The 21984-nt window shown below is 40.3% G+C and carries 19 protein-coding genes; 2 read left to right on the forward strand and 17 right to left on the reverse strand.

Going from position 1 to position 21984, the window contains the following annotated elements:
- Nucleotides 1-16: 16 nt before the first annotated feature.
- Entirely contained in the window at nucleotides 17-448 is a 432-nt protein-coding gene (locus KUV80_RS07075; RefSeq protein ID WP_222461948.1) for a MarR family winged helix-turn-helix transcriptional regulator, read from the forward strand.
- Between the two features lie 73 nt (nucleotides 449-521).
- Nucleotides 522-2117 (forward strand): MDR family MFS transporter, encoded by a 1596-nt coding sequence (locus KUV80_RS07080; protein ID WP_222461949.1) that lies wholly within the window; start codon nucleotides 522-524, stop codon nucleotides 2115-2117.
- Nucleotides 2118-2148: 31 nt separating this feature from the next.
- On the opposite strand, the gene KUV80_RS07085 is transcribed toward KUV80_RS07080, so the two are convergent.
- From KUV80_RS07085 to hpaI, 17 genes are all read right to left on the reverse strand, one after another.
- Nucleotides 2149-2976, reverse strand: coding sequence for a GNAT family N-acetyltransferase (locus tag KUV80_RS07085; protein WP_222461950.1), 828 nt, complete (start codon nucleotides 2974-2976; stop codon nucleotides 2149-2151).
- A gap of 310 nt (nucleotides 2977-3286) precedes the next feature.
- Nucleotides 3287-5767, reverse strand: a complete 2481-nt coding sequence (locus KUV80_RS07090) for a S8 family serine peptidase (RefSeq protein WP_246625040.1) — start codon at nucleotides 5765-5767, stop codon at nucleotides 3287-3289.
- 201 nt (nucleotides 5768-5968) lie between these two features.
- Entirely contained in the window at nucleotides 5969-7390 is a 1422-nt protein-coding gene (locus tag KUV80_RS07095; protein WP_425308484.1) for a S8 family serine peptidase, read from the reverse strand.
- Nucleotides 7391-7531: 141 nt separating this feature from the next.
- Nucleotides 7532-8173: a response regulator gene (locus KUV80_RS07100; protein WP_222461953.1), complete on the reverse strand. Its 642-nt coding sequence runs from the start codon at nucleotides 8171-8173 to the stop codon at nucleotides 7532-7534.
- Nucleotide 8174: 1 nt separating this feature from the next.
- Complete coding sequence (locus KUV80_RS18820) at nucleotides 8175-9995, reverse strand: GAF domain-containing sensor histidine kinase (RefSeq protein WP_222461954.1); 1821 nt, start codon at nucleotides 9993-9995, stop codon at nucleotides 8175-8177.
- A 257-nt stretch (nucleotides 9996-10252) separates the two neighbouring features.
- Nucleotides 10253-11611 (reverse strand): magnesium transporter, encoded by a 1359-nt coding sequence (gene mgtE, locus KUV80_RS07110; RefSeq protein WP_222461955.1) that lies wholly within the window; start codon nucleotides 11609-11611, stop codon nucleotides 10253-10255.
- A gap of 173 nt (nucleotides 11612-11784) precedes the next feature.
- Nucleotides 11785-12186, reverse strand: coding sequence for a DoxX family protein (locus KUV80_RS07115; RefSeq protein WP_222462279.1), 402 nt, complete (start codon nucleotides 12184-12186; stop codon nucleotides 11785-11787).
- 142 nt (nucleotides 12187-12328) lie between these two features.
- On the reverse strand, nucleotides 12329-13078 hold the full coding sequence (gene map / locus KUV80_RS07120; protein WP_222461956.1) for a type I methionyl aminopeptidase: 750 nt from the start codon (nucleotides 13076-13078) through the stop codon (nucleotides 12329-12331).
- A 183-nt stretch (nucleotides 13079-13261) separates the two neighbouring features.
- The gene (locus KUV80_RS07125) at nucleotides 13262-13867 is read right to left on the reverse strand and encodes a TVP38/TMEM64 family protein (RefSeq protein ID WP_222461957.1); all 606 of its coding nucleotides are present in this window, start codon (nucleotides 13865-13867) and stop codon (nucleotides 13262-13264) included.
- A 100-nt stretch (nucleotides 13868-13967) separates the two neighbouring features.
- The gene (locus KUV80_RS07130) at nucleotides 13968-14345 is read right to left on the reverse strand and encodes a hypothetical protein (RefSeq protein WP_222461958.1); all 378 of its coding nucleotides are present in this window, start codon (nucleotides 14343-14345) and stop codon (nucleotides 13968-13970) included.
- Between the two features lie 79 nt (nucleotides 14346-14424).
- Nucleotides 14425-14880 (reverse strand): pyridoxamine 5'-phosphate oxidase family protein, encoded by a 456-nt coding sequence (locus KUV80_RS07135; RefSeq protein WP_222461959.1) that lies wholly within the window; start codon nucleotides 14878-14880, stop codon nucleotides 14425-14427.
- 86 nt (nucleotides 14881-14966) lie between these two features.
- A complete protein-coding gene (iadA, locus tag KUV80_RS07140; RefSeq protein ID WP_222461960.1) occupies nucleotides 14967-16142 on the reverse strand; it encodes a beta-aspartyl-peptidase in 1176 nt (391 codons plus the stop codon).
- A 143-nt stretch (nucleotides 16143-16285) separates the two neighbouring features.
- Complete coding sequence (gene hpaD, locus KUV80_RS07145; RefSeq protein ID WP_222461961.1) at nucleotides 16286-17269, reverse strand: 3,4-dihydroxyphenylacetate 2,3-dioxygenase; 984 nt, start codon at nucleotides 17267-17269, stop codon at nucleotides 16286-16288.
- A gap of 13 nt (nucleotides 17270-17282) precedes the next feature.
- A complete protein-coding gene (gene hpaB, locus KUV80_RS07150; RefSeq protein WP_222461962.1) occupies nucleotides 17283-18758 on the reverse strand; it encodes a 4-hydroxyphenylacetate 3-monooxygenase, oxygenase component in 1476 nt (491 codons plus the stop codon).
- A 12-nt stretch (nucleotides 18759-18770) separates the two neighbouring features.
- Nucleotides 18771-20285 carry a 5-carboxymethyl-2-hydroxymuconate semialdehyde dehydrogenase gene (gene hpaE, locus KUV80_RS07155; RefSeq protein ID WP_222461963.1) on the reverse strand — a complete coding sequence of 505 codons (1515 nt, stop codon included), beginning with the start codon at nucleotides 20283-20285 and terminating at the stop codon, nucleotides 18771-18773.
- Nucleotides 20269-21060 (reverse strand): fumarylacetoacetate hydrolase family protein, encoded by a 792-nt coding sequence (locus KUV80_RS07160; RefSeq protein WP_222461964.1) that lies wholly within the window; start codon nucleotides 21058-21060, stop codon nucleotides 20269-20271. Before KUV80_RS07160 ends, hpaE begins: the two co-directional genes overlap by 17 nt.
- Nucleotides 21061-21984 (reverse strand): 2,4-dihydroxyhept-2-ene-1,7-dioic acid aldolase, encoded by a 924-nt coding sequence (hpaI, locus tag KUV80_RS07165; protein WP_222461965.1) that lies wholly within the window; start codon nucleotides 21982-21984, stop codon nucleotides 21061-21063.

Raw genomic sequence — 21984 nt, forward strand, 5'->3', positions numbered from 1 at the left:
AAGCAAGGGTGTTTACATGAAAAATACAGAGCAGTCTAGAAATGATCTCCACCACGAACTCGAAATGAGCTTACGCAAGCTTTTTAGAACCTTGCGAAAGGGACTCAATGAGCTTTACACAGATTATATTCCCAGTAATGAATTTGCCGTATTGCAAACACTTAATGTTCAAAGTCCATTGATGGCTTCAGAGATCGCCAATGAACTTAAGGTTTCTTCAAGTCACATCACAGCCGTTACGGACCGGCTTGTAGGTAAAAATTATATTGAGCGAGTGCGTTCTGACTCTGACCGCCGTATCGTCTATTTGGAAATTACCGAGGATGGCAAAAAAATAGCGCGTGAGATGGACGTTATTAAAAATGAGTATTTGGCTAAAAAGTTCAGCCAACTAACAGAAGATGAAATGAAGATGATGATCACTTATTCTACGAAACTGCTGGATTAACTATAAGCAGTTTTACTTTTTTTATATACTTCACTTTGTGAAATATTTACTAAATGAATAGGAGGGAACAGAGGTGGAACATCTTGAAATGAGACGGAAGATCATCATTATGATTTCCATTATGGCAGCGATGCTCTTTGCTGCACTAAATCAAACGATTGTAGGTACGTCCCTCCCTAAAATAATCGCTGATCTTGGCGGCATTGAATATTACAGCTGGGTTTTCACCATGTTTATGTTAACGTCCAGTATTACAGCCATACTCGTAGGAAAACTGTCAGATATATATGGAAGAAAGCCTTTTATTCTATTAGGTATAGGTGTTTTCACTGTCGGTTCACTTTTATGCGGTGTTTCGGACAGCATAATTGAACTCATTTTGTATCGAGGAATACAAGGTCTCGGTGGCGGTATGATCATGTCTACAGCCTTTACAGCAGTAGGCGATCTCTTTCCCCCTCGCGAACGTGGAAAATGGCAAGGAATGATGAGCAGCGTCTTTGGATTAGCCAGTGTATTCGGTCCTACACTTGGCGGATATATTGTTGATCATTTTCACTGGCAATGGGTGTTTTGGATCTTCCTGCCTTTTGGTTTCGTTGCTTTTGGTGCTATTTACTTTTTGTTTCCGTCTGTACAGCGAAAAGAAAAAGAATCTATTGATTATACAGGTTCGTTTTTCCTTACATTAACGATGGTACCGCTTCTGCTTTCTTTTACATGGGCAGGAAATCAATATGACTGGATATCACCAGAGATTATTGGACTTTTTGCCGTTACAACCATCGCCTTTTTCCTGTTTATCCGTACCGAAAAACGAGTTTCAAGCCCGGTTCTTCCACTTGAAATGTTCAAAAATAAAGTGTTTACTTCTTCAAATATTATTGGTTTCTTTTTAGGAGCCGGCATGTTTGGTTCCATCATGTATATGCCCTTTTTCATACAAGGTGTCATGGGCACTTCTGCTACCAAATCAGGGTTTGTTATGATGCCATTAACTCTTGCTATGGTTGCTGCTTCTGCGATTAGTGGACAAATTGTAACAAAAACTGGGACATATAAGAAGCTTGCTTTGCTGGGACTTTTCATTATGGTAAGCGGAATGACAAGTATGCACTTTATGGATACAGAAACAACAAATACGACTGCCATCCTTAACATGATTTTAGTTGGTGCAGGACTCGGCATTGCTTTCCCTATCTTTACACTGACGGTTCAGAACGCGATTGAACATAAGTATCTAGGAGTAGCTACTTCTTCTGTTCAATTGTTCAGACAGCTTGGGGGAACAATAGGTGTTTCTATCATGGGAAGCGTGATGAACAATATGTTAGCAGGTCAGTTTAATGAAAAATCACAAAAACTCATTGAAGCAACACCAAACGTAACACCTGAAATGGACGAAAGGGTCAGTGAACTAGCAAATCCACAAGTGCTGTTGAACCAAAGTGCTGTCTTAGAGAAATTTAATCAGTTGCCGCCTGATTCTGTGATTTTTTTAAAACAAGTTCTCGGACTTTTACGTGAATCATTAAGTTATGCGTTAAACGGTGTATTTTTAACCGGTGCAGTTGTTATCGGGGTTGCCTTTTTCATCACTCTCTTCTTCTTAGAAGAGATCCCGCTCAGAACTACAAACGAAGAAGAACGAAACGATCGATCAGCGTAAAAAGAGACGGCAGGAATCCCTGTCCGTCTTTTTATTTTACAAAAGACGATTCATCATTTTGCACAGAATTGCGTAAAGGATAATTCATACTCCAAAAACCAATATCTTTAAAACCAAGCCGTTTATAGATCGAACCCGCTTTTGGATTATCGTAAAAAAGACATAATGTTTTCCCTTCTGCAAGAACATCCTGGCAAAGGGCATCCATGCACAATGACGCTAATCCCTGTCCTCGTTTGTCTGGATGCGAACAAACCCCGACGATCATGGCTGACAAAGAATTTTCTGCTGTTGTGGATGCGCAAGATACGATTGTTTCGCCTTCTTTTATAAAATAGGTCCGTCCCGTTTTTGTTTTCAACGCCTGTTCTAAACTTTGACGTGCGGTTTCACCAATTGAAAATTCTACGATTTGTTTTTTTAGCGCCATTAAATCATCTACATCGTGCAGTTCAGCTTGCTGAATTCCTTCTCGTTTAATTTCCTCTTTTAAAAGGCTGTTATCTTTTAGTTCAGCGAAAAAAGTTTCTTTTGTCCGTGTAAATTGAACATAAGGATAAAACTGCTCCACGATCTCTTTTTTCCCAGAAAGCATTTCATACGAGGTATCATTATTAATAATTTTAGAAAACTCTGCTGCGTTAATCGTATCTTTTCCATAAGGAAGGTAGTTTCCGAGATAGCGAAGAAGGATTCCTTGAATATCACCCGCCCTATCAACATCAGCCCAAATCTCCTGAAAGTCTGTTTCATACCCAAAGTTTTCGATATCTGCGAGGATAAAAAGATTTAATGCCGGTTCTTCACTTAAGTAATCCATGACTTTTTCATGCCACGTGTGATCCGTTTTTACGATCATTTATGACGTACCCCCTTCTATGTTTCTATTCATTCTAACGAGTAATTGGAAAAATGCAACCATTTTTTAATTGTGTATGAATGGTGATTTGTCGAAAATCGGATTTTTTGTCGACTCGTGGATATTCAGTTAAAACTCGTGGATTTGGGCTACAAACTTCTGGATATATAACTAAAACTTCTGGATAAATGTACGTAAATTGAAGGTTATGCTTAATTCTGACACCTCAAATCAAAAAAGGAAAAAATCCTGCCTATAAAATCTGGCAGGATTTTTCATTCTCAAGCTAATTTGCGCATTTTCCTAAGCTTTATTTTAAGAAAGCGTGGTAATGGCGAACAGCGGCAACTGCATAATCGCCTCTCGTTACCGTTTTTGTAGGCTTGAACGTCGCGTGTACGACTGGTTCTAAATCGTAAGGCCCTTGTTCAACAGTAAAATAGGCGTTCAAGATATTGAGATCTAATGCAAGCTGTACATATCCTTTTAACTCTTGCGGAATATTTGAAGCATCATCAAGCGGAATTCGTGCATCACCGTATTGTACAGACAATGTTGCTGTATTAACTTCTCCTGCCTGCTTTTCTAAACCGAGTGCCTGAACAAGTGAATATGCGATTTCAGCACGGTTCACTGAGCTGTTTGGAGCAAACTCAGTAGCAGTTTTAGGCAAGATGACTCCTTTTGAAGTTTGTTTAGCATCTCTAAATGCTCCGCCACGGGCAGTTGCTGCATTGATGAAAGGCGCATCAGAAGCTGTTACATCTGTAAAATCATTTGTCTTAGAATCAATGCTCTGACGAACTTCAGCACCTGCCACTAAAAATTTCGCAAGTTCAGAGCGAGTTAATAGTTGGTTCGGTTTAAATGTTCCATCTGAATACCCATCAACAAGACGTTCACTAACTGCTGTTTGGATAGCACTTGCTGCTGGATGTCCACCAATGTCAGACAAGCCCGTATATCCGCCTGCTGTTTTAAACGTTATGGTTCCATCCACTTCTTCCGGCAGTCCTGCTCCACCTGTCGGATTCTCTTCTGCTCCTCGCAAGCCCCGGATTTCAAGTTTCCACTCACCTGCTTTTGGTGCATCTACAACAACTGTCCGATCTGATTCTAATGGGAACAGCAAAGAAATTCCTGAGCTGTACTCATTGCCTGCAGGATCTATTAAAACAAGGTTGATCGGATTCCCTGTCTCTTCGTCAATTCCATTTGCATGGATTTGTGCAACGAGTGTTGTTAAGTTTTCGCTTACCGTAAAGCTATGCTGGTTTGTTGACGTTAATTTTGCAGGATCATACGTTAAAGCGAATGTTTCTTTTGTAGCTGACATCTCAACATTGCTGTTAAATGTTCTGTCTGCATTAACGGTTTGTCCGTATTGACCAGAATGTACAATCGCATCCATCGCTGCATATGCATTCACATATCCGGCACCAACTTCCCAAGATTCCATACCCGGCATGTTTGTTGCTGTTTGCTGCAGAACGTCATTGATTTCTTGTGGAGAAAGTGTTGGATCTGCTTCAAGCAGAAGTGCCGTAATACCAGCTACATGTGGAGTAGCCATGGATGTTCCGCTCATCGTCGTATAATAAGGAACATAAGCAGGCTCAATTCCTTCTGCATCCTCTGCTGCACCTAGTGAAGAAACAGGAGCAATAACACGTGTTGAAACGATATCGACTCCAGGAGCCGTTATAGACGGTTCGTCCTTCCATGTCCACGTTTTCCCGTCCATTTCAAACGTTCCGCCTGTATTTTTTGTTCCGCGTGATGAAAAGTCTGCAAGCTTTCCTGATTTTTCACCGGCAGCAACTGAAATAACCCAAGGTGCTTTTGAATAAGGATTGTGTGTGTTTTCACCTGGACCTGAATTTCCTGCTGCGAACAATACAGTAATTCCACGGTCATAAGCAGATTTACTCGCTATATTAATGGGGTGCTCAGGTTCAAAATCACCTGAAGATCCCCATGAATTCGTGATCACACGAATGTTATATTTCGCCTGGTGTGAGATCGCATAATCAAATCCACCTATGCCATCTAAAACGAATAGTGCTGCGCCAGAACCATATCCAATTAAGTCTGCTCCTGGTGCTGCTCCTTCATATTTTCCTCCAGACATCGCCCCTGTGCCTCCAACTGTACCAGCAACATGTGTGCCATGTCCTGAATTTGTATCTGTGTTTGGCACGTTTTCTTGATAGCTGATTGGTAATAGACCAGAGATGGAGTGAAGGTTTGCAGAAGCCATTACATTTTGAACCAAATTTTTGCCAAGTTCATGATCTTTATGAGTTCCGTCAACACCACTGTCATTCACGACAACCCCTATACCTTTCCCTGTAAAAGGAAGACCACCATTTTCTTTCGTCATCGAGCTGTCTGTTCTCACTTTATCAACGCCTGTTAGAGCAGTTGCATCTGCGTTATAGTAGCTTAATTTTTCATTTAAAAACATGGATCGTACTTGATCTGATTTAGCAAGTTCCTGAATTTGAGCTGGAGTTGCTATTACACCTGCCATTGGCAGCGATTTTAATGTAACGGCTTTTTTAACGCCCGCTCCTTTTAATAAGTCAAGCTGTTCTAGATTTGGTGCACCTGTCCCATGAAACGTTACGATTACCTCCAAAGAGTTTATCCCTGAATCTAGTTTATTCTGCAGAGATTTCCCGATTACGGCCGACTGCGTTTGTGCAGCCACAGCCCCAGATTGATTCAGAGGCAGAGCAATCGATACTACCATAATTAAAGCAAACAAAATCTTTAGACTTTTTCTCAAGGTGAATTCTCCTCTCATTTTCTGAATTTTCCACCTAATTGCATTATCTCAATATAAAAATAAGAAAACTATTCACCATCAGTTGTAAAATATATAAAACTGGAACTATATGTATATAGTACAAAAGAGTTAACCATGCTAGGGAGTCTATTCCAATAAAAAAAGCTAAACCACCTTTAGTAGGTGGTTTAGCTCTTGGTTTTATTTTGCTAGAAAAGAAGCCGTAACGGCATCGTATGCGTTTATATACCCGGCACCCGTTTCCCATGATTCATAACCATTCATAGGGGTTGCTGAGTTTACTAGAATCTGCTTAACATCAGTTGGTGTTAAAAGAGGATTAGCATCTAGCATAAGAGCTACTACCCCCGCAGCATGTGGTGCAGCCATAGAAGTTCCGCTTAAAGTCGTGTAATAAGGAAGATGCGCAGGATCAATCGTTTGAACATCTTTTGGTGTTCCTAAAGCCCCTACAGGAGAAGCTACACGTGTTGAAACGATATCCTTTCCAGGTGCTGTAATCGTAGGTTGGTCACGCCATAAAAATTCTACACCATCAATGATGGCTGAACCACCTGTATCTCGTTTACCTCTTGATGAAAAACCAGCTAATGTTCCGTCTTTTACACCTGCAGCCACTGTAATAACCCATGGTGCTTTTTTATAATTTCCGGTAATGGTGTTTTCCCCCGGTCCTGAATTTCCTGCAGAAAACACAGTTACAATATTTCGGTCGTACAAAGTTTTAGTTGCGATATTTACAGGATGGTCGGGATCAAATGGTGTTCCTATATCTCCAGTGTCACCCCAAGAATTGGTGATTACACGGATGCCATATTGCGCTTGATGTGTTAGAGCATAATCAAAAGCACCAATCGTGTCTAATATAGCTAGACCTGCACCGCTTCCATAGCCGATCAAATCAGCTCCTGGTGCTACTCCTTCATATTTACCGCCTGACATCGCGCCAGTTCCGCCAACTATACCTGCAACATGGGTTCCATGACCAGAGTTGTTATCTGTTGCTGGGACATTTTCAACGTATTGGACAGGCAAAAGTTCATGAATGGCATGTAGGTTTGCTTGTCCTGCAACATTTTGGACTAAATTTTTTCCAAATTCGTGATCTTTATGTGATCCGTCTACACCGCTATCATTGATAACGACTCCTACTCCTTTACCTGAGACAGGGAGTCCACCATTTTTCTTTTGAAAACCAGCATCTTCACGAACTCGGTCAACACCCGTTAAATCGGTAGAATCTTCATTATCATACATAAGTGGTGCATTATAATAGATTGAACGGACATCACTTTTTTTAGTTATTACATCCAGCTGTGCCTGAGAGATCATAACTCCTGCAATCGGCAACGCTTCCATAATAATTCCCTGTTGAACACCAGCTTCTTGAAGGGATGTTTTTATAGCATCTTGGTTCATTCCTTGACGAAATGTGACAATTGCTTCAACAGCAGAATGATTCGTTAATTGCTGTAACAGCCTTTTATCTAAAGAAGGTGAACCACTTGTATCCTCAGCATTGATAGAGACCGCTGAAGGCAAAATTAGGCTCGTTGCGATAATGACCGAAGTTAGTAACCGTTTTAATTTCAAGATTCTCACTCCCATTGATAGAATTTTCTAACAGTTTAAGCTATTATCTCAACTTAACTTGTTGATATCTATTGGCGATAGGTTTTATTTTCATAGTTCTTTTGTATTAAAAAAAACACTCAAAAGAGTGTTTTAAAGGTTGTTGTCCTTTTATCCCATCGGCACGAGCTGGTTTTGCACGGCATAGATTACGGCCTGTGACCGGCTTTTCACTTCTAACTTTTTAAAGATCTTGCTTACATGAATCTTTACCGTCTTGTCACTGATAAATAATTTCTCAGCTATTTCTTTATTGCTTAGTCCTTCTACAAGACCAATTAAAACTTCCTGCTCACGGTCTGTCAAATTTGAATCATCTTTTTTTACTTGGGATTGCTGAAGGTGCATATTCACGAGTTTCTTTGTCATGCTTGGCGTAATCATCGATTCACCACGGTAGACAGCTTTAATGGCATCAACCACATGTTCAGAAGGTGCGTCTTTTAAGAGATAGCCATCTGCTCCAGCCTTTAACGCGGAAAGTAAATACTCATCATGCGTGTACATCGTTAGAACAAGAATGCGAGCATCCTTATTCTTCGCCTTAATGATTGAAGTGGTTTCAACGCCATTTATTCCAGGAAGGTTAATATCCATGATGATAACGTCAGGAGACAATTCTTCAGCAAGTTTCAACGCTTCCTCACCTGATATTGCTTCGCCGATCACTTTCATATCATCTTCAAATGAAAGTATGTTTTTTAAACCATCCCTTAAGATAGCGTGGTCATCTACTAGTAAAATATTGATCATCTCAATAAGCCTCCCTTGGTTCTAAATTAGGTATCTTTAATTTAATTTCCGTCCCTTTGCCTTTAGCTGAATCAATATGGAGTGAAGCCCCAAGGCTGTCAGATAATTCATTCATGTTCAATATTCCATAATGAGGCTCATTTCGTGCTTTAATCATCGATTCATAAAGAGAAAAACCTTTTCCATCATCTTTAATCTTGAAAAGAACATGATCTGTTGAATAACTTAACAGAATGTCCACCTTGCTGGCCTCTGCGTGTTTTAACGTGTTCTGAAGGCTTTCTTGAAAAATATCAAAAATCACTTTTTCGACCATCGTACTTAAATCACGTGGTATACCTCGTTCTTGAAAACGTATTTGAAACGGATGGCCATCTTGCTTAACAGATTTTATTTTTGATTTGATTGCTTGATGAAGACCAATCCTCTCCGTAGGATAAGGTCTTAATGCATAGATCGACTCTCGAAGTTCCTTTAGGCTGCCCCTTAATTTCTCAGTACTGACAGCGACCAGTTCCTTCGTCTTCTCTGGTTTCATCGTAAATACACGCTGAGCAGTTTCAAGCTGCATTACGGAACCTGCAAGCGTTTGAGCGATTCCGTCGTGAATTTCTCTAGCAATTCGGTTTCTTTCTTCAAGCAAAACCCTTTTCTCTCTTTCTGAAATAAGCAGTTTTGTTTTCCAAGCAACTGCGAGCTGGTTAACAAGAGTAGCCATCGATTGTGTATCTACAAGTGAAAAAGAATGCGCTCTAGTTCTCCCTGTAATGAGCACTCCTGTTACTTCATCCTCAGCAGTTAATGGTGAGACCATGACCGATTTAATAGATGGAGAAAAAAAGGTGAACGCCCATTCGTTGTCTTCTTTTCTGTTGTTAAATAGATGCATGTCCCGGTCTGTTTCGAGATGTTCCATAAATTCGGCAGACATCTCTTTTTTTAATGAATACGATCCACTTTCATACGCTTTATTCCATGATTTACCGTCATATAAAAACAACAAGACGATATCAGTTCCTAAAAACTCTAAAAACGGCATCTCTACTTGCTGCAGCCAATCCTTGGATGGAAGATGGGCGTTAAACTTTGTGCTAATGTCGTAAAGCGCCTTTAGTCGGTTGCGCTCCTGCTGCAATCTTGCAATAAACGAAGAAATAAGAGCGATTGCAATTAGTGGAGAAAAGAAAAAGATATATGAAAACACATCGACAACACCACGGTTCTGGTTCCCCAACATGATCATAAGCGTAACGTAAAGGATGGAAAAAAGGGTAACGATGGATTCTGATATAAATTTTGTTTTCCATACCTTCAATGGATATGGCTGAGGTCTTATCAGCAAAACGGCATCTACAATCAGATTGTTAAACACATAGTATAAAACGGTAACTAACATAATCCGAGATTCAGCGAACCAGAAATCACTTAACTGCCCGCTTACAGGCGACAGTACAAAATCAGTGATTTGAACCGCACTATAAAAACTAATAACGAGCTGAGCGGGACTAAAAAAAACAACACGCAGCGGACGCTGATTCATCGCGTTAACCAGACAAACGATAACACCAAATGCCAATAGTGAAATTCCCCAGCCATAAAGAAGCTCTATTGTATAAAGAAGAGGAAAACTTAGAGCACTAAGTCCTTTCCAAATAGGAATCGGGTAATATTCTGTGATGAACAAGAACAACAATAATGTAGAAAAAATGAGCAGATCAGGAATCCCATTTAAGTTGAATGCACTCAACAGCCAGACAAACATACCTAGTCCTATTATAACGGAAACAAAGCGGCTTGCCGCTGTTTCACGATTTAGCCCCACTTTCCTCACCTCTTTTTCAAAAAAATTCAGTTAATTCATTATACCACATGATTAATCCTACAAATCCTATCCAATATGTGGTGAATGTGATATTTTACTATCCATGAAAAAAACCGAAATTAGTCGAATGGCTCTATAGCCGCTGACCAATTTCGGAAAAACGAAAAGTTTTTTATAAGTATGGCATGTTCCTGTTACATTTCCAATTACACGAAAGACATATTCTGATAGTACGAATTAACTAATGATAAAACAATTTATAAAAGATAGGATAAAAACATGGTTGCGGTTCCAAAGTAAACAAATAACGAGAAAATATCATTTAATGTTGTAATTAATGGTCCTGATGCAACGGCAGGGTCCACTTTAAACCGGTATAACAATAGTGGAATAAGAGTTCCTGCTAATGTTCCGATTATTAAGGTGAAGAAGAGGGAACTCCCCACCACAAATCCAAGAATTAAATTTCCCTTCCATAAGTAAGCCACGATAGAAATCAAGATGCCGCAAGTAACACCGATAATCATCCCTACACCAAATTCACGCATAATTAATCTAATGATGGTCTGCCTGTCAATATCGTGTGACACGAGTCCACGTACAACAACTGCAAGGGATTGTGTCCCCGTATTTCCTGTCATTCCGGCAATCATAGGCATGAAATACGTAAGCGCAACAGCTCGTTCAATCGTTCCTTCAAACGAACTAATAATACTGCCAGATAATATCCCGATAAACAATAGCAGAATCAGCCAAGGCAATCTGCGATAAGAGGCAACAATGGCGCTTGTTTGGAAGTCAATCGATTTACCGGTTGCTGATAATTTTTCAATGTCCTCGTTCGCTTCTTCGATTAAGACGTCGAGAACGTCATCTACTGTTACGATCCCTATCAATCGTTCTTCTTCGTCCAATACAGGTACTGCTATAAAATCGTACCTCTCGATAGTCCGTGCTACTTCTTCCTGATCCATCTCTGCAGGAACTGCAATAACCCTGCTGTACATAATTTCTTCTATTTTTTCGTCCATTTCAGCTAGAAGCAGGTCTCTATAAGAAACAACTCCAACGAGCTTTCTTTCATCATCGATAACATATAAGTAGTAGATATTTTCAGCGAACCCTGCAAAAGTCTTTAATTTTTCAACAGCATCCCGGACGGTATACACTTTTGGGATCCAAACAAAACGGTTGGTCATGATTCCACCGGCAGTATCTGAATCATATTGCATCAAGCTTTGGACGGTTTTCGATTCGTCTGCCTTCATGGATGACAAGAAATCTTGAATTTCATTAACTTCTAAGTTTCCTAATAAATCCGCTAGGTCGTCGTTTTCCATTAAGTTCATGATGTGAGATGACCGTTCAATACCTAATTTATGAAGGATCTCCATCTGAAGGTCGCTCTCTAATTCCTGTATCAAGGATGCGATCTGCCTTGTTGTTAAGAAGGTTACAAATTTATGCCGATGCTTTTCTGGTAAGTTCTTATAAACATTGGCAATGTCATATGGGTGAAGTTCATCAATAAGGAGCTGAAATTCTTTTTTACGAAGCTCTTTTAAATTTTTAATAACATATAATAAGATTTGATTTTCTGACATCTCTTTAAACAAGGAACATCACCTCCTCTGCAAAATACTTACTCATTATAAGGGATATTTAATGATGTGACTATGAAGGGAGTGTAGTATTCGTCCCTTTTGTGTAGCTACTCTTATCATATCGTTTTTTACGTAGAAAAAACCACCTAATAATAGATGGTCAGATTCATTATTCATTTATTCCCCTACTTAAGCCATAAGTAATCAAGTGAGTAATTACCTGCTCCTATAAGGGCAACACCGAATACAACAGCTATTAAGATTAAATTAAATTCGTAGCCGTTAGCGTTAACCCAAAATCCGTTCTGTAAATGGACTTTTACGATTGCAACAACCATGATTCCCGCAATTAAGATGGCTCCAATTTCTGTAAATAACCCTGCTGCAAAAAGGAATCCCCCTCCAAACTCTGCCAGTCCGGCAAATAGTGCCATCGTATAGCCAGGTTTAATTCCTATTGATTCCATCCAACCTCCAGTACCTTTTAATCCATAGCCGCCAAACCAGCCAAACAACTTCTGTGCACCATGACCTATTAACGTCAATCCAACGGCAAGACGAATAATCAATAATCCAGAAGATAACATCATAGAATCCCCTCTTTCTTTTCCCTTACTTTATATTAGTGTATTGGGGTATGGTACTTTTTTATGTCAAGTAACTTAAAAAAAATAATTATTTATATAAAAAATAACCGCTAACCTCTTGTAAAGGTATGCGGTAATATATTTAAGGTTGTTCCGTTAAAATGAGTGGGCCATTTTTTGTTATAGCAACCGTATGCTCGTATTGAGCGGAAAGTTGGCCATCAAACGTTAATGCTGTCCATCCATCCTGCGCCATTGCAATAAATGGCATTCCTTGATTAAGGATCGGTTCAATGGTAATGACCATTCCTTCTTTTAACTGGATGCCTGTATAGCGTTCACCAACATGATGGACTTGAGGTTCTTCATGTATATTCCGGCCGATTCCGTGACCAATGAATTCTCTAACGATGGAATAGCCTTTTTTCTCAGCATATGATTGGATGCTATACCCTATATCACCAAGATAATTTCCAATATGAGCTTTTTCAATTCCTTTATAAAGAGCTTTCTTCGTTACATCGAGCAAACGTTCGGCTTCACTGGAGATTGTTCCGACACCGTAGGACCAAGCTGAATCAGCTAACCACCCATCTAAATCCACCACAAAATCAATGGTAAGGATATCACCATTCTTAAGCCTTTTTTTATTTGGAAGTCCGTGACACACCTCATCGTTCACAGATGCACAAATTGCATACGGATAACCCATATAACCTTTTTGTGCAGCATTTGCACCGTGATCTTGAAGAAAGCGATCGACATATTGATCCAGTTCCAACGTGGTCACGCCTGGTTGCACAAGATTTCTTAACCTATTATGACATTCAGCCAGAATGTGTCCTGCATTTTTCATCTTTTCAATTTCGGATTCTGTTTTTATATTGATCAATATGGAACCTCTCCTTTCCCTTTTTAAACCATATTCTCGACAAAAGGTTTTCGTGAAAATAGAGAGAGCATTCGCTGTAATCATCTCGGGCAATTATTAATATAAAAGGGCTTTTTTGTCATACTATTTGCGTTAAGAGACGAGCGGAAATTATTTCTTAACAAAAAAAATCAGGCGTAGAACCTACACCTGATGCTCAGAATGTTTAATTCTGGATTCAACCACTTTACCGCCTAGCCACAAAACGAAAATACCGAATAGGATCAACCCTAATTTTAATGGGCTTTTCAATACATCTACAAAATCATAACCTATGAAAGAAACGATACCGATCATGACCAGCTTTCCTAGCGTTAAGGCTAATAAGAAGGTTTTCATATCAATACGTGAAAGTCCTCCTACAACGTTGACTAGTGCAGATGGCGTGAACGGAAAGCAATAAATCAAGAACAGCATTCCAAAGCCATGCCGTTCCACCCAATTTAACATGCGCGTCGTGTTCGTATGTCTATTTAGGAAATTAAGAAAACGCTTCTGCCCATACTTTCTGACAAGTAAAAAGACGATGATAGATCCGGCACAAACGCCGATCCATGAATATAAAAAGCCAAGCCAAAATCCATATGCTGCTGCATTTCCAGCTACAAAAATGAACAAGGGCAATATCGGCAAAAAGGATTCTAGCATCGGAAGCAGAATGCCGGGTAAAAAGCCAAGATCCTTGTATTGTTCAAGCAAATTCAAAATGTTTTTCTCCGTAAAATACCGTTCCCAGTTTCTCCAGTCCATAGATCGTTCACCCTTTTCTTCCTCATACCCTCATCGTTGCCACAGTTAACTTATTTAAAACCGATTTTAGGAAAAACAAGGAGTCATTCCTTTCATTTTATCACAACTTTGATGGATTATTTCTGACTTTCTTTCCGATGATATACATACTAAAAAACGTTACCATAATGGAAGCAGAAGCATAAAGGATGGTTATACTTCCTGCTTCTTTCGTTTCAATAATGCCTGGGAACAGCAGCCAAAAAAAAGCAAGAGAACCATGCAGCAAAATACCGATCGACGCTAATCCTTTAATTATCCATGACTTATATAGACGATTGAAGACTGTCATAATTACGAAGATACCCCAAAAAAGAAGGAAGTATCCCCAAACGTTCAATCCCGATGATTCCGCCTCTATCACACTCGTTATATACAGAATGCCGGTAAAAACAGAAATTATCCCAGATAGAAAAAGTATGCGCCAAACGGATTTCATGCTTAAAACCTTCTTTCTGAATTAAAAATAAAACCGTCAAACATGATGTTAGACGGCTTTCGCAAAAAACTTGGAATTGTTATTTCATTAAGCTAGCATAGACTTGCTCATCAAGCTCTTTTGCTTTCTTTTCATTATATGTTTTCTCATACACCGGTTCTTGCACGATCTTAGCACCCCAGAACATGCTTTCAAAAACATGCTCGATGTCCACTTCAATTTTAGCAAGCTTTAAAGGAACATCTGCCATCGTATCTTCTAATATTGTTGTTTTACCATTTATGGAATAGACGGTCTCAAGTCCTACTACGGTAAGTACGACATTAGGATTGGCTTGGATGTTTGTCACGATGCGAGAGTTGTTCGTTACAGTAAAACGTATCTTTTCTTCTGATAAGCTCTTCACCCAAGAAATTGCATTTACAGACGGTGCATTACTTTCTGCGTCAACTGTCCCTAGTAATACGAGTTGCTCGCCTTGCAGGTGTTCAAACAATTCAGGACTTAACTTTGTTGGTATTTCCTGTTTCGCCATTGGATCGCCACCTTATTATTATTTGTATGTATGCTGTTTATTTTACCATATTTTTCTGTAACGTAAAAAACAAAAAGCGAGCCCAGTTAATTCTCAAATGTTCCTTTAATAAGGACTTTACTATCTTTCACCATCAATTGTCCGTTTGCAATGACTGTATGAATGAGGAGATCATCCTTGTTTAGAAGCACTACATCTGCATCCAGTCCAATTTGAAGACGACCTTTGTTCTTCAACTTCAGTACAGAAGCTGGATTGGAAGTGATGGTCTGTAAAGCGATTTCAAGAGGTATCCCTTCTGTTAAAACAGCATCTCTCACTTCTTTATACAACGAACTTACTTTTCCTATCCGAAGCCCTGTAAACTCACCTCTTTCATTGAATGCAGGCAAACTTCCTTGTGCGTCTGAAGTAAACGTTATTTGAGAAGATAATACCCCACTGTCTAGCATCCTTTTTAACCCTATGCTGCATTTCACTTCGCCTTCTTCTATAAACTGCTTCGTCGTGCTTGTTGTAAAATCAACATATCCGCCTTTTTTCGCGTATTTAATCCCCGCTTCAAACACATACGAATTTCGATTAATGTGTGTCGGATAAAACTGTGTAATAGGCAGATCTGTCGTTTCAATTACTTCCTCAATCAGTGATAGCATACTCCTGCTGTCACCAAGGTGAATGTTGACAATTCCTGCCTTTCCAGATAGCATTCCCGCTACTCGTGCCTGAGAGGCAAATCTAGCAAGTTCATGAGCAAGAGGCTGACTTGAACGGTGGTCGCTAATCGCAATTTCACCGACTCCAATCACTTCTTCAATCATCATAATGTCTGTTTCAATACTTCCCGTCAGCGTTTTGACCGGAACCTGATACGAACCTGTATGAACAAAGCATGATATCCCTTCTTCTTTCAGTGCTTTTGCTTTTGCTATCAGATTGGTCATCGTTCTTGCTGTCCCATCTGTACCGATTACCCCTACAATAGTTGTCACACCTGCTTTTGTAATATCAGACAAATAAATTTCAGGAGTGCGTGTTTTAAAACCGCCCTCTCCTCCACCACCGGTAATGTGAACGTGAGAATCAATAAAACCGGGTACCACCATTTTTCCTGTTGCATCTATAACTTTAATATCGAGATCTGGTGCAGGCCAATCAATAGTTTCTGAGATGCTGGCTATTTTTCCAGCCGCTAATAGAATATCTTTTTTCCCAAGATAATCCGGTGCATAAATTTCTCCATTTTTTATAAGTGTAAACATGTCTATTCAGTCCTTTGAGTTGCAAAAATCTATAATTCAATTATATCCCCTTTTCAGTTAACCGTAAAAAAAGAAGTATTTTTAATTAAATAAGCTGACTCTGCACTTGATATGCGAGCCAGCTTTCCTTTTTTCACTTGATATCACGTAACAAAATCCGGCTTGCGCTGTGCAAGAGTCGGTTTTTTTGGCTCAACTGGTTTCCCAGTTTCAAGATCCAAAAAAGAAATAGCTTCATTAAACCAGCTGTCTGGCGCTTTATGTCCCCAGAACGTCTGCCTTCGTGGATCGTTAATGTCCCATTTGATGGGTTTGAAATCTGGGTCACTCGTCAAATAATCTCCGTTGTAGAGTTCGATTCGGTTTCCATCAGGATCACGAACATAAAGGAAAAAGGCGTTCGATAAACCGTGTCTTCCAGGCCCCCGCTCAATGTTATCTGCATACCCCATGCTTGCCATCACATCACAGCAATGAATAAGGCTCATCGGATCTGAAAGCCAAAACCCCACGTGATGTAGCCGAGGTCCTTCTCCGTTCATAAATGCAACATCATGGACAGTGGGTTTACGGTGAAGCCAAGCTGCCCAAGTTCTGTTTTCTTCTGTTGCCGTATATTCTGAAACCCGGAAACCAAGTTCATTCGTGTAGAACGAAACCGCAGCCTCCACATCAGGAACCATGCAGTTTATATGATCGATACGCTGGACACGTGCACCGCGGTACAGATCATATTTTTGAATGCACCGCTCCACACCTTCCATCTCTGTAAAAAATTCAACCGGAATGCCAGAAGGATCCTCCACACAGAGTGTTCTGCCCATCCCAACTGATCGATCAGGTTCCTTCCAAATCACCTTTGAATTTTTAGATGTAAAAAAGGACTCTAGAGCGTTTAGCTGATTGTCTTCCCAAACCTTGTAGCTTACCTTATGAACACCTGGTTTTTCCGCTTTTTTTAGAAGAAGACTATGATGACAATGTTCTTCAAGACCTCGAAGAGCCAACCAATCTTCACTAGAAGCGGTTTCGATAAAACCTAGTGCGTTCACATAAAAATCACGAGAAGCGTTTAAATCTGTTACATTCATAACAACACGTGCGATTCGTACGATGTTAAAATCCACAGTCCCCATCTCCTTATACGCTCGTATAATTATGGTTAGAGGATTTGACCCGCTTTAAAAAATCTTGAACCATGAGCTTATACGGCTCCTTATTAAACTGGTCATAGTAAATAGTAGACATCCGTGCTGGGTCACCGAAGAAATAATATTCATAGAGTGCTTGGCGGCCGCCAAACGTACTTATAGAAATATCCCAAGCTAAACGGAATAACTGAACACGCTCATACCCATCGATGTTCGCGCCTTGTGTATAGCGATGAACGAGCTCACCAATATCATCAGCATGGAAGTCTGCTTCTGTTGGAATTCCCATTAACCCTGACGCTCCTAAGATTTTTACGATTTCTACAATACGCTGATACATCTTAGGATACCAGTTACGTGCTGCATTTAACGGTGCGAAATCTGGCGTCATGTTTCCATACTTATCAATAGATGCATTATGCTCGGCACGGTAAAGGTGTGAACGCATCGTTTCCAAGATAAGCATCACTTCTGACGCTTTTTCTTTTACGTGTGGAAATGCATCAATTCCGATAGACTCCATCATACTTAAGATTACGCCGAGAACAAATTCTGTTTTTACTGTGTTTTTCGCGATTACTTGATGTGCCATGTGAACGATCGCGTTCGTCTCTACATAAGTTCGGTTGCAAATATCCGAGTTGCCGCTAACAAATACGCGCTCCCATGGAACAAGTACATTATCAAAAACAACAATCGCGTCACTCTCTTCAAAACGAGAACCGAGTGGATGATCCCACTGGCTTCTGCCTTGATCAAACGATTCGCGGCATAAGAATTTTAATCCTTCTGTATTGTTTGGAAGAGCAAACGCCATCGCATAAGGATCGTCTTCTGATGATGCCTTGTTTAAGGTGGATGGAAAAACGACGATCTCATCAGTCACTCCTCCTAGAGTAGCGAGAAGTCGTGCGCCTTTTACAACGATTCCGTCTTTGTTCTTTTCAACAATTCTGGCTGAAAGGTACGGATCTTTTTGTTCAGATTGTTTCTTTGATCGGTTTGTTTGCGGATGAATGAGCGTATGCGTTAAGCTAATGTCATTTTCCCGGCAATAGTCATAATACTTTTTGGCGTTTTCAGCAAACATCGGATCATCTTGCGCAAAGAAATTCCCTGATGTGCCAAATGCCATTACACTCGTATTCAGGTAGTCTGGGGTTCTCCCCATCATTCCGCCTGTGTAGCTTGCCCATTCAGATATCATCTCGCGACGGCGAATCAGATCCTCCACTGTTTTAGGAGCAATAAATGACAGACCGACTTGGTCCCCTGTTTTTTCAGAAGTGTATAACATCTTGTCTGCTTTTTCATGCTGGAGGTCATACAGGTTGGCAATGGATCTTACAATGTTTCGAAATGCTGGGTGTGAAGCTACATCATCTACTTTTTCCCCATGAATCCAAACGTTATTTTTCGCCTTCTTTATCCCTTGAATATATTGTTCCCCCGTGCGTGCAGGCAAAGAAACCCCTCCTTAATGTTTTGCTTCCGTTTGAAGCGATTGTTTTTTCTTTCCAAACTGTTGAATGTGATGATCTGTAAGTGCCACGTGCACCACTTTCATTTCTGTGTAAAATTCAAACGCATAATGTCCGCCTTCACGTCCAATTCCAGAGTTTTTGGATCCACCGAACGGAATCCGCAGATCACGTACGTTTTGGGAATTGACCCAGAGCATTCCGGCATCAACAGAGTTTGCAACACGCAATCCTTTTTTCATATCGTTCGTCCACACATATCCTGCCAGACCATACTTAATGTCGTTTGCATAATCGATAACTTCTTCTTCATCTGTAAACGACATCACGGAAAGAACAGGGCCAAAGATCTCTTCTTGGGCAACAGTCATATCGTTCTTTACATGTAATAAAAGAGTAGGAGCTACAAAGTTTCCTTTTTTGTGAGAGTCAGAGAGTGTTTGACTATATACTTCTGCACCCTCGTTTTCTGCAATCTGTAAATATCGCTTCACATTTTCATAGTGTTCTGTATGAATTAACGGACCAACTTCTGTATCAGGATCTGATGGATCACCGACAATAATGTTGTCCACTCTTTCTTTTAAACGAGCAACAAACTCCTCTTTAATCGATTCCTGAACAAACAAACGTGAATTAGCCGTACATCTTTCTCCATTAAACGAAAAGATTCCCCATACACAAGCATCCAGTGCTCGTTCCATATCACAATCATCAAATACGATAATTGGAGATTTCCCGCCGAGCTCCATGGAAAACCGTTTTAGCGAAGCGGCTCCGTTTCTCATAATCTCAGAACCTGTCTTTGTTTCTCCTGTAAATGAGATCAATTGAACGTCTGGATGTGCAACAAGTGAAGCACCTGCTGTTTCTCCAAATCCATGAACGACGTTAAAGACACCGTTTGGCAAACCGGCTTCATCAACTAGTTCTGCTAGTTTGTTAGCTGTAAGCGGGGACCATTCTGCCGGCTTTAAGATGACCGTGTTTCCTGTAGCAAGAGCAGGAGCGATTTTCCACGTTTCAAGCATGAACGGTGCGTTCCAAGGTGTGATGAGTCCTGCGACCCCGACTGGCTTTTGAATCGTGTAGTTCATAAACTCATCATCAACATGGTATGCTTCACCAGACATACGGTTTTTTACCATTTCCGCATAAAAGCGGAAGTTATCAGCCGCACGCCCTACCATTTTTCTCGTTTGCGCGATTGGCAGTCCCGTATCATAAGACTCCAACAAGGCGATTTCTTCAATATCGCGGTCAATTAGTTCTGCAATTTTATAGATATACTGAAGGCGTTTTTCCTGCTTCATTTTGCCCCATGGACCTTCTTTAAACGCTTTTTTGGCAGCTTTGGCAGCAGCATTTATATCTTCTTTCGTTCCTTCACTAACCGTGTTTATTTTTTCATTCGTAAAAGGGTTTACGTTAACGAAGGATTCGCCAAGATGACCCGAAACGAACTGGCCGTTCATATAATGAGAGATCGTTTCTTTAACTTCTGGTTTCATGTTCCTTCCCTCCTGTTGATACCTTTTCTGTACGTCCATCCACAATCTTGTTTTCTAAAACACCAAGATAATCGATCTCCAAGCGAACAACATCACCTGGATGCACGTGTGAAATGCCTTTAGGTGTTCCAGTCCAGATGACATCGTTTGGTTCAAGCGTCATAAAAGAAGAGACGAACTCGATGATTTCAGGTATGGAGTACATAAGGTCCTTCGTGTTGCCTTGCTGCCTTAACTCGCCATTTACATACGTACGCAGTTCAAGATTGGTTGGGTCTTTAATATCAGCTGCATCGACATAATAAGGCCCCATCGGACCAAACGTGTCGTGCCCCTTCGCACGAACAGGCGGACGGTACCAGTTGTTTACAAAGTCACGAACGGTCACATCATTTGCAATTGTGTAACCGCTTACATATTCCATCGCATTTTCTGCTTTAATGTTTTTGCCTTCTTTACCGATAACAACCGCTAATTCATTTTCATAATGCATATACGTTGCTCCGTCTGGATAGAACACTTGCCCTTTATGACCGACTAAAGATGAGTTTGGTTTTATAAAGAGTACCGGTTCAGCTGGTTTCTCAAGACCTAGCTCATCTGCATGGTCTGCATAATTCAACGCTAGGCCAATCATCTTGTTTGGCTGAAAAGGCGGCAGCCATGTTTCGATTTCGCTAACCTTTGCTGTTTTACCAGATGTAAATGTAATGATGTTATCTTTTACCGTTCCTTTTTGTTCTCTGCCTTCGAAAATAACTCTAGCATGTTTCATCTAAGCTTCACTCCCTATTTTTTCTACTAGTCCATAGTCTGCTAAAACACTTCTAATTTCCATCTGTAAGGATTCTGACGGCAAATCCATTGGCATTCTCAGTTTCGGGTTAATTTTTCCCATCATGCCAAGAGCTGCTTTTAAAGGAGCAGGGTTTGTATCTTTAAACAAAACATCATTTAATGGCATGAGATCGTAATGAAGATCAAGGGCTTCTTTTACATTTCCAGAATCCCACGCGTTATAGACTTCTGCCACTTTTGACGGAAGGACGTTTGCCGTTGCTGATATGTAACCTGCACCGCCAATGGCTAACATCGGATAACAAAGCAGTTCGATACCAGAATATAATAAAAAGTCACGTCCACAGTTCAGCAGCACACGATTAATGTGTTCGAAATCTTTGTTCGATTCTTTAACTCCGATAATGTTGGAACAATCTTCATTTAGGCGGGCAAGTGTTTTCACCTCAAGATTTACCGCGGTTCGTCCAGGAATGTTATAGATAATTAGTGGGATATCTACACTATCAGCGATCGTTTTGAAGTGTTTGTATAAGGCATGCTGTGAAGGCTTGTTGTAGTAAGGAACGATGACCATTGCGGCATCTGCTCCCATTTCTTGAGCGAGTTTTGTTAAGTGAAGGGATTCTTGATGGTTTGTCGAGCCTGTTCCGGGTACGATTGGAACTCTTTTGTTCACAGCTTTTATCGCTGTTTCCATTACCTTCTCGCGTTCATTTAATGTTAACGAGGACGGCTCTCCTGTTGTTCCCGTTACTGAAATTCCATGACTGCCGGATTGAATATGCCAATCGATTAATCTTTTAAGTGTATCCAGATCGAGTGACTCATCCTCGTGGAATGGAGTAATAATGGGAGCAATCGATCCACGAAGAGTTCGTTTAGCTTCTTCTACGTTCAT

The organism is Fictibacillus nanhaiensis, assembly GCF_019801215.1.
Taxonomy (GTDB): domain Bacteria; phylum Bacillota; class Bacilli; order Bacillales; family Fictibacillaceae; genus Fictibacillus; species Fictibacillus nanhaiensis_C.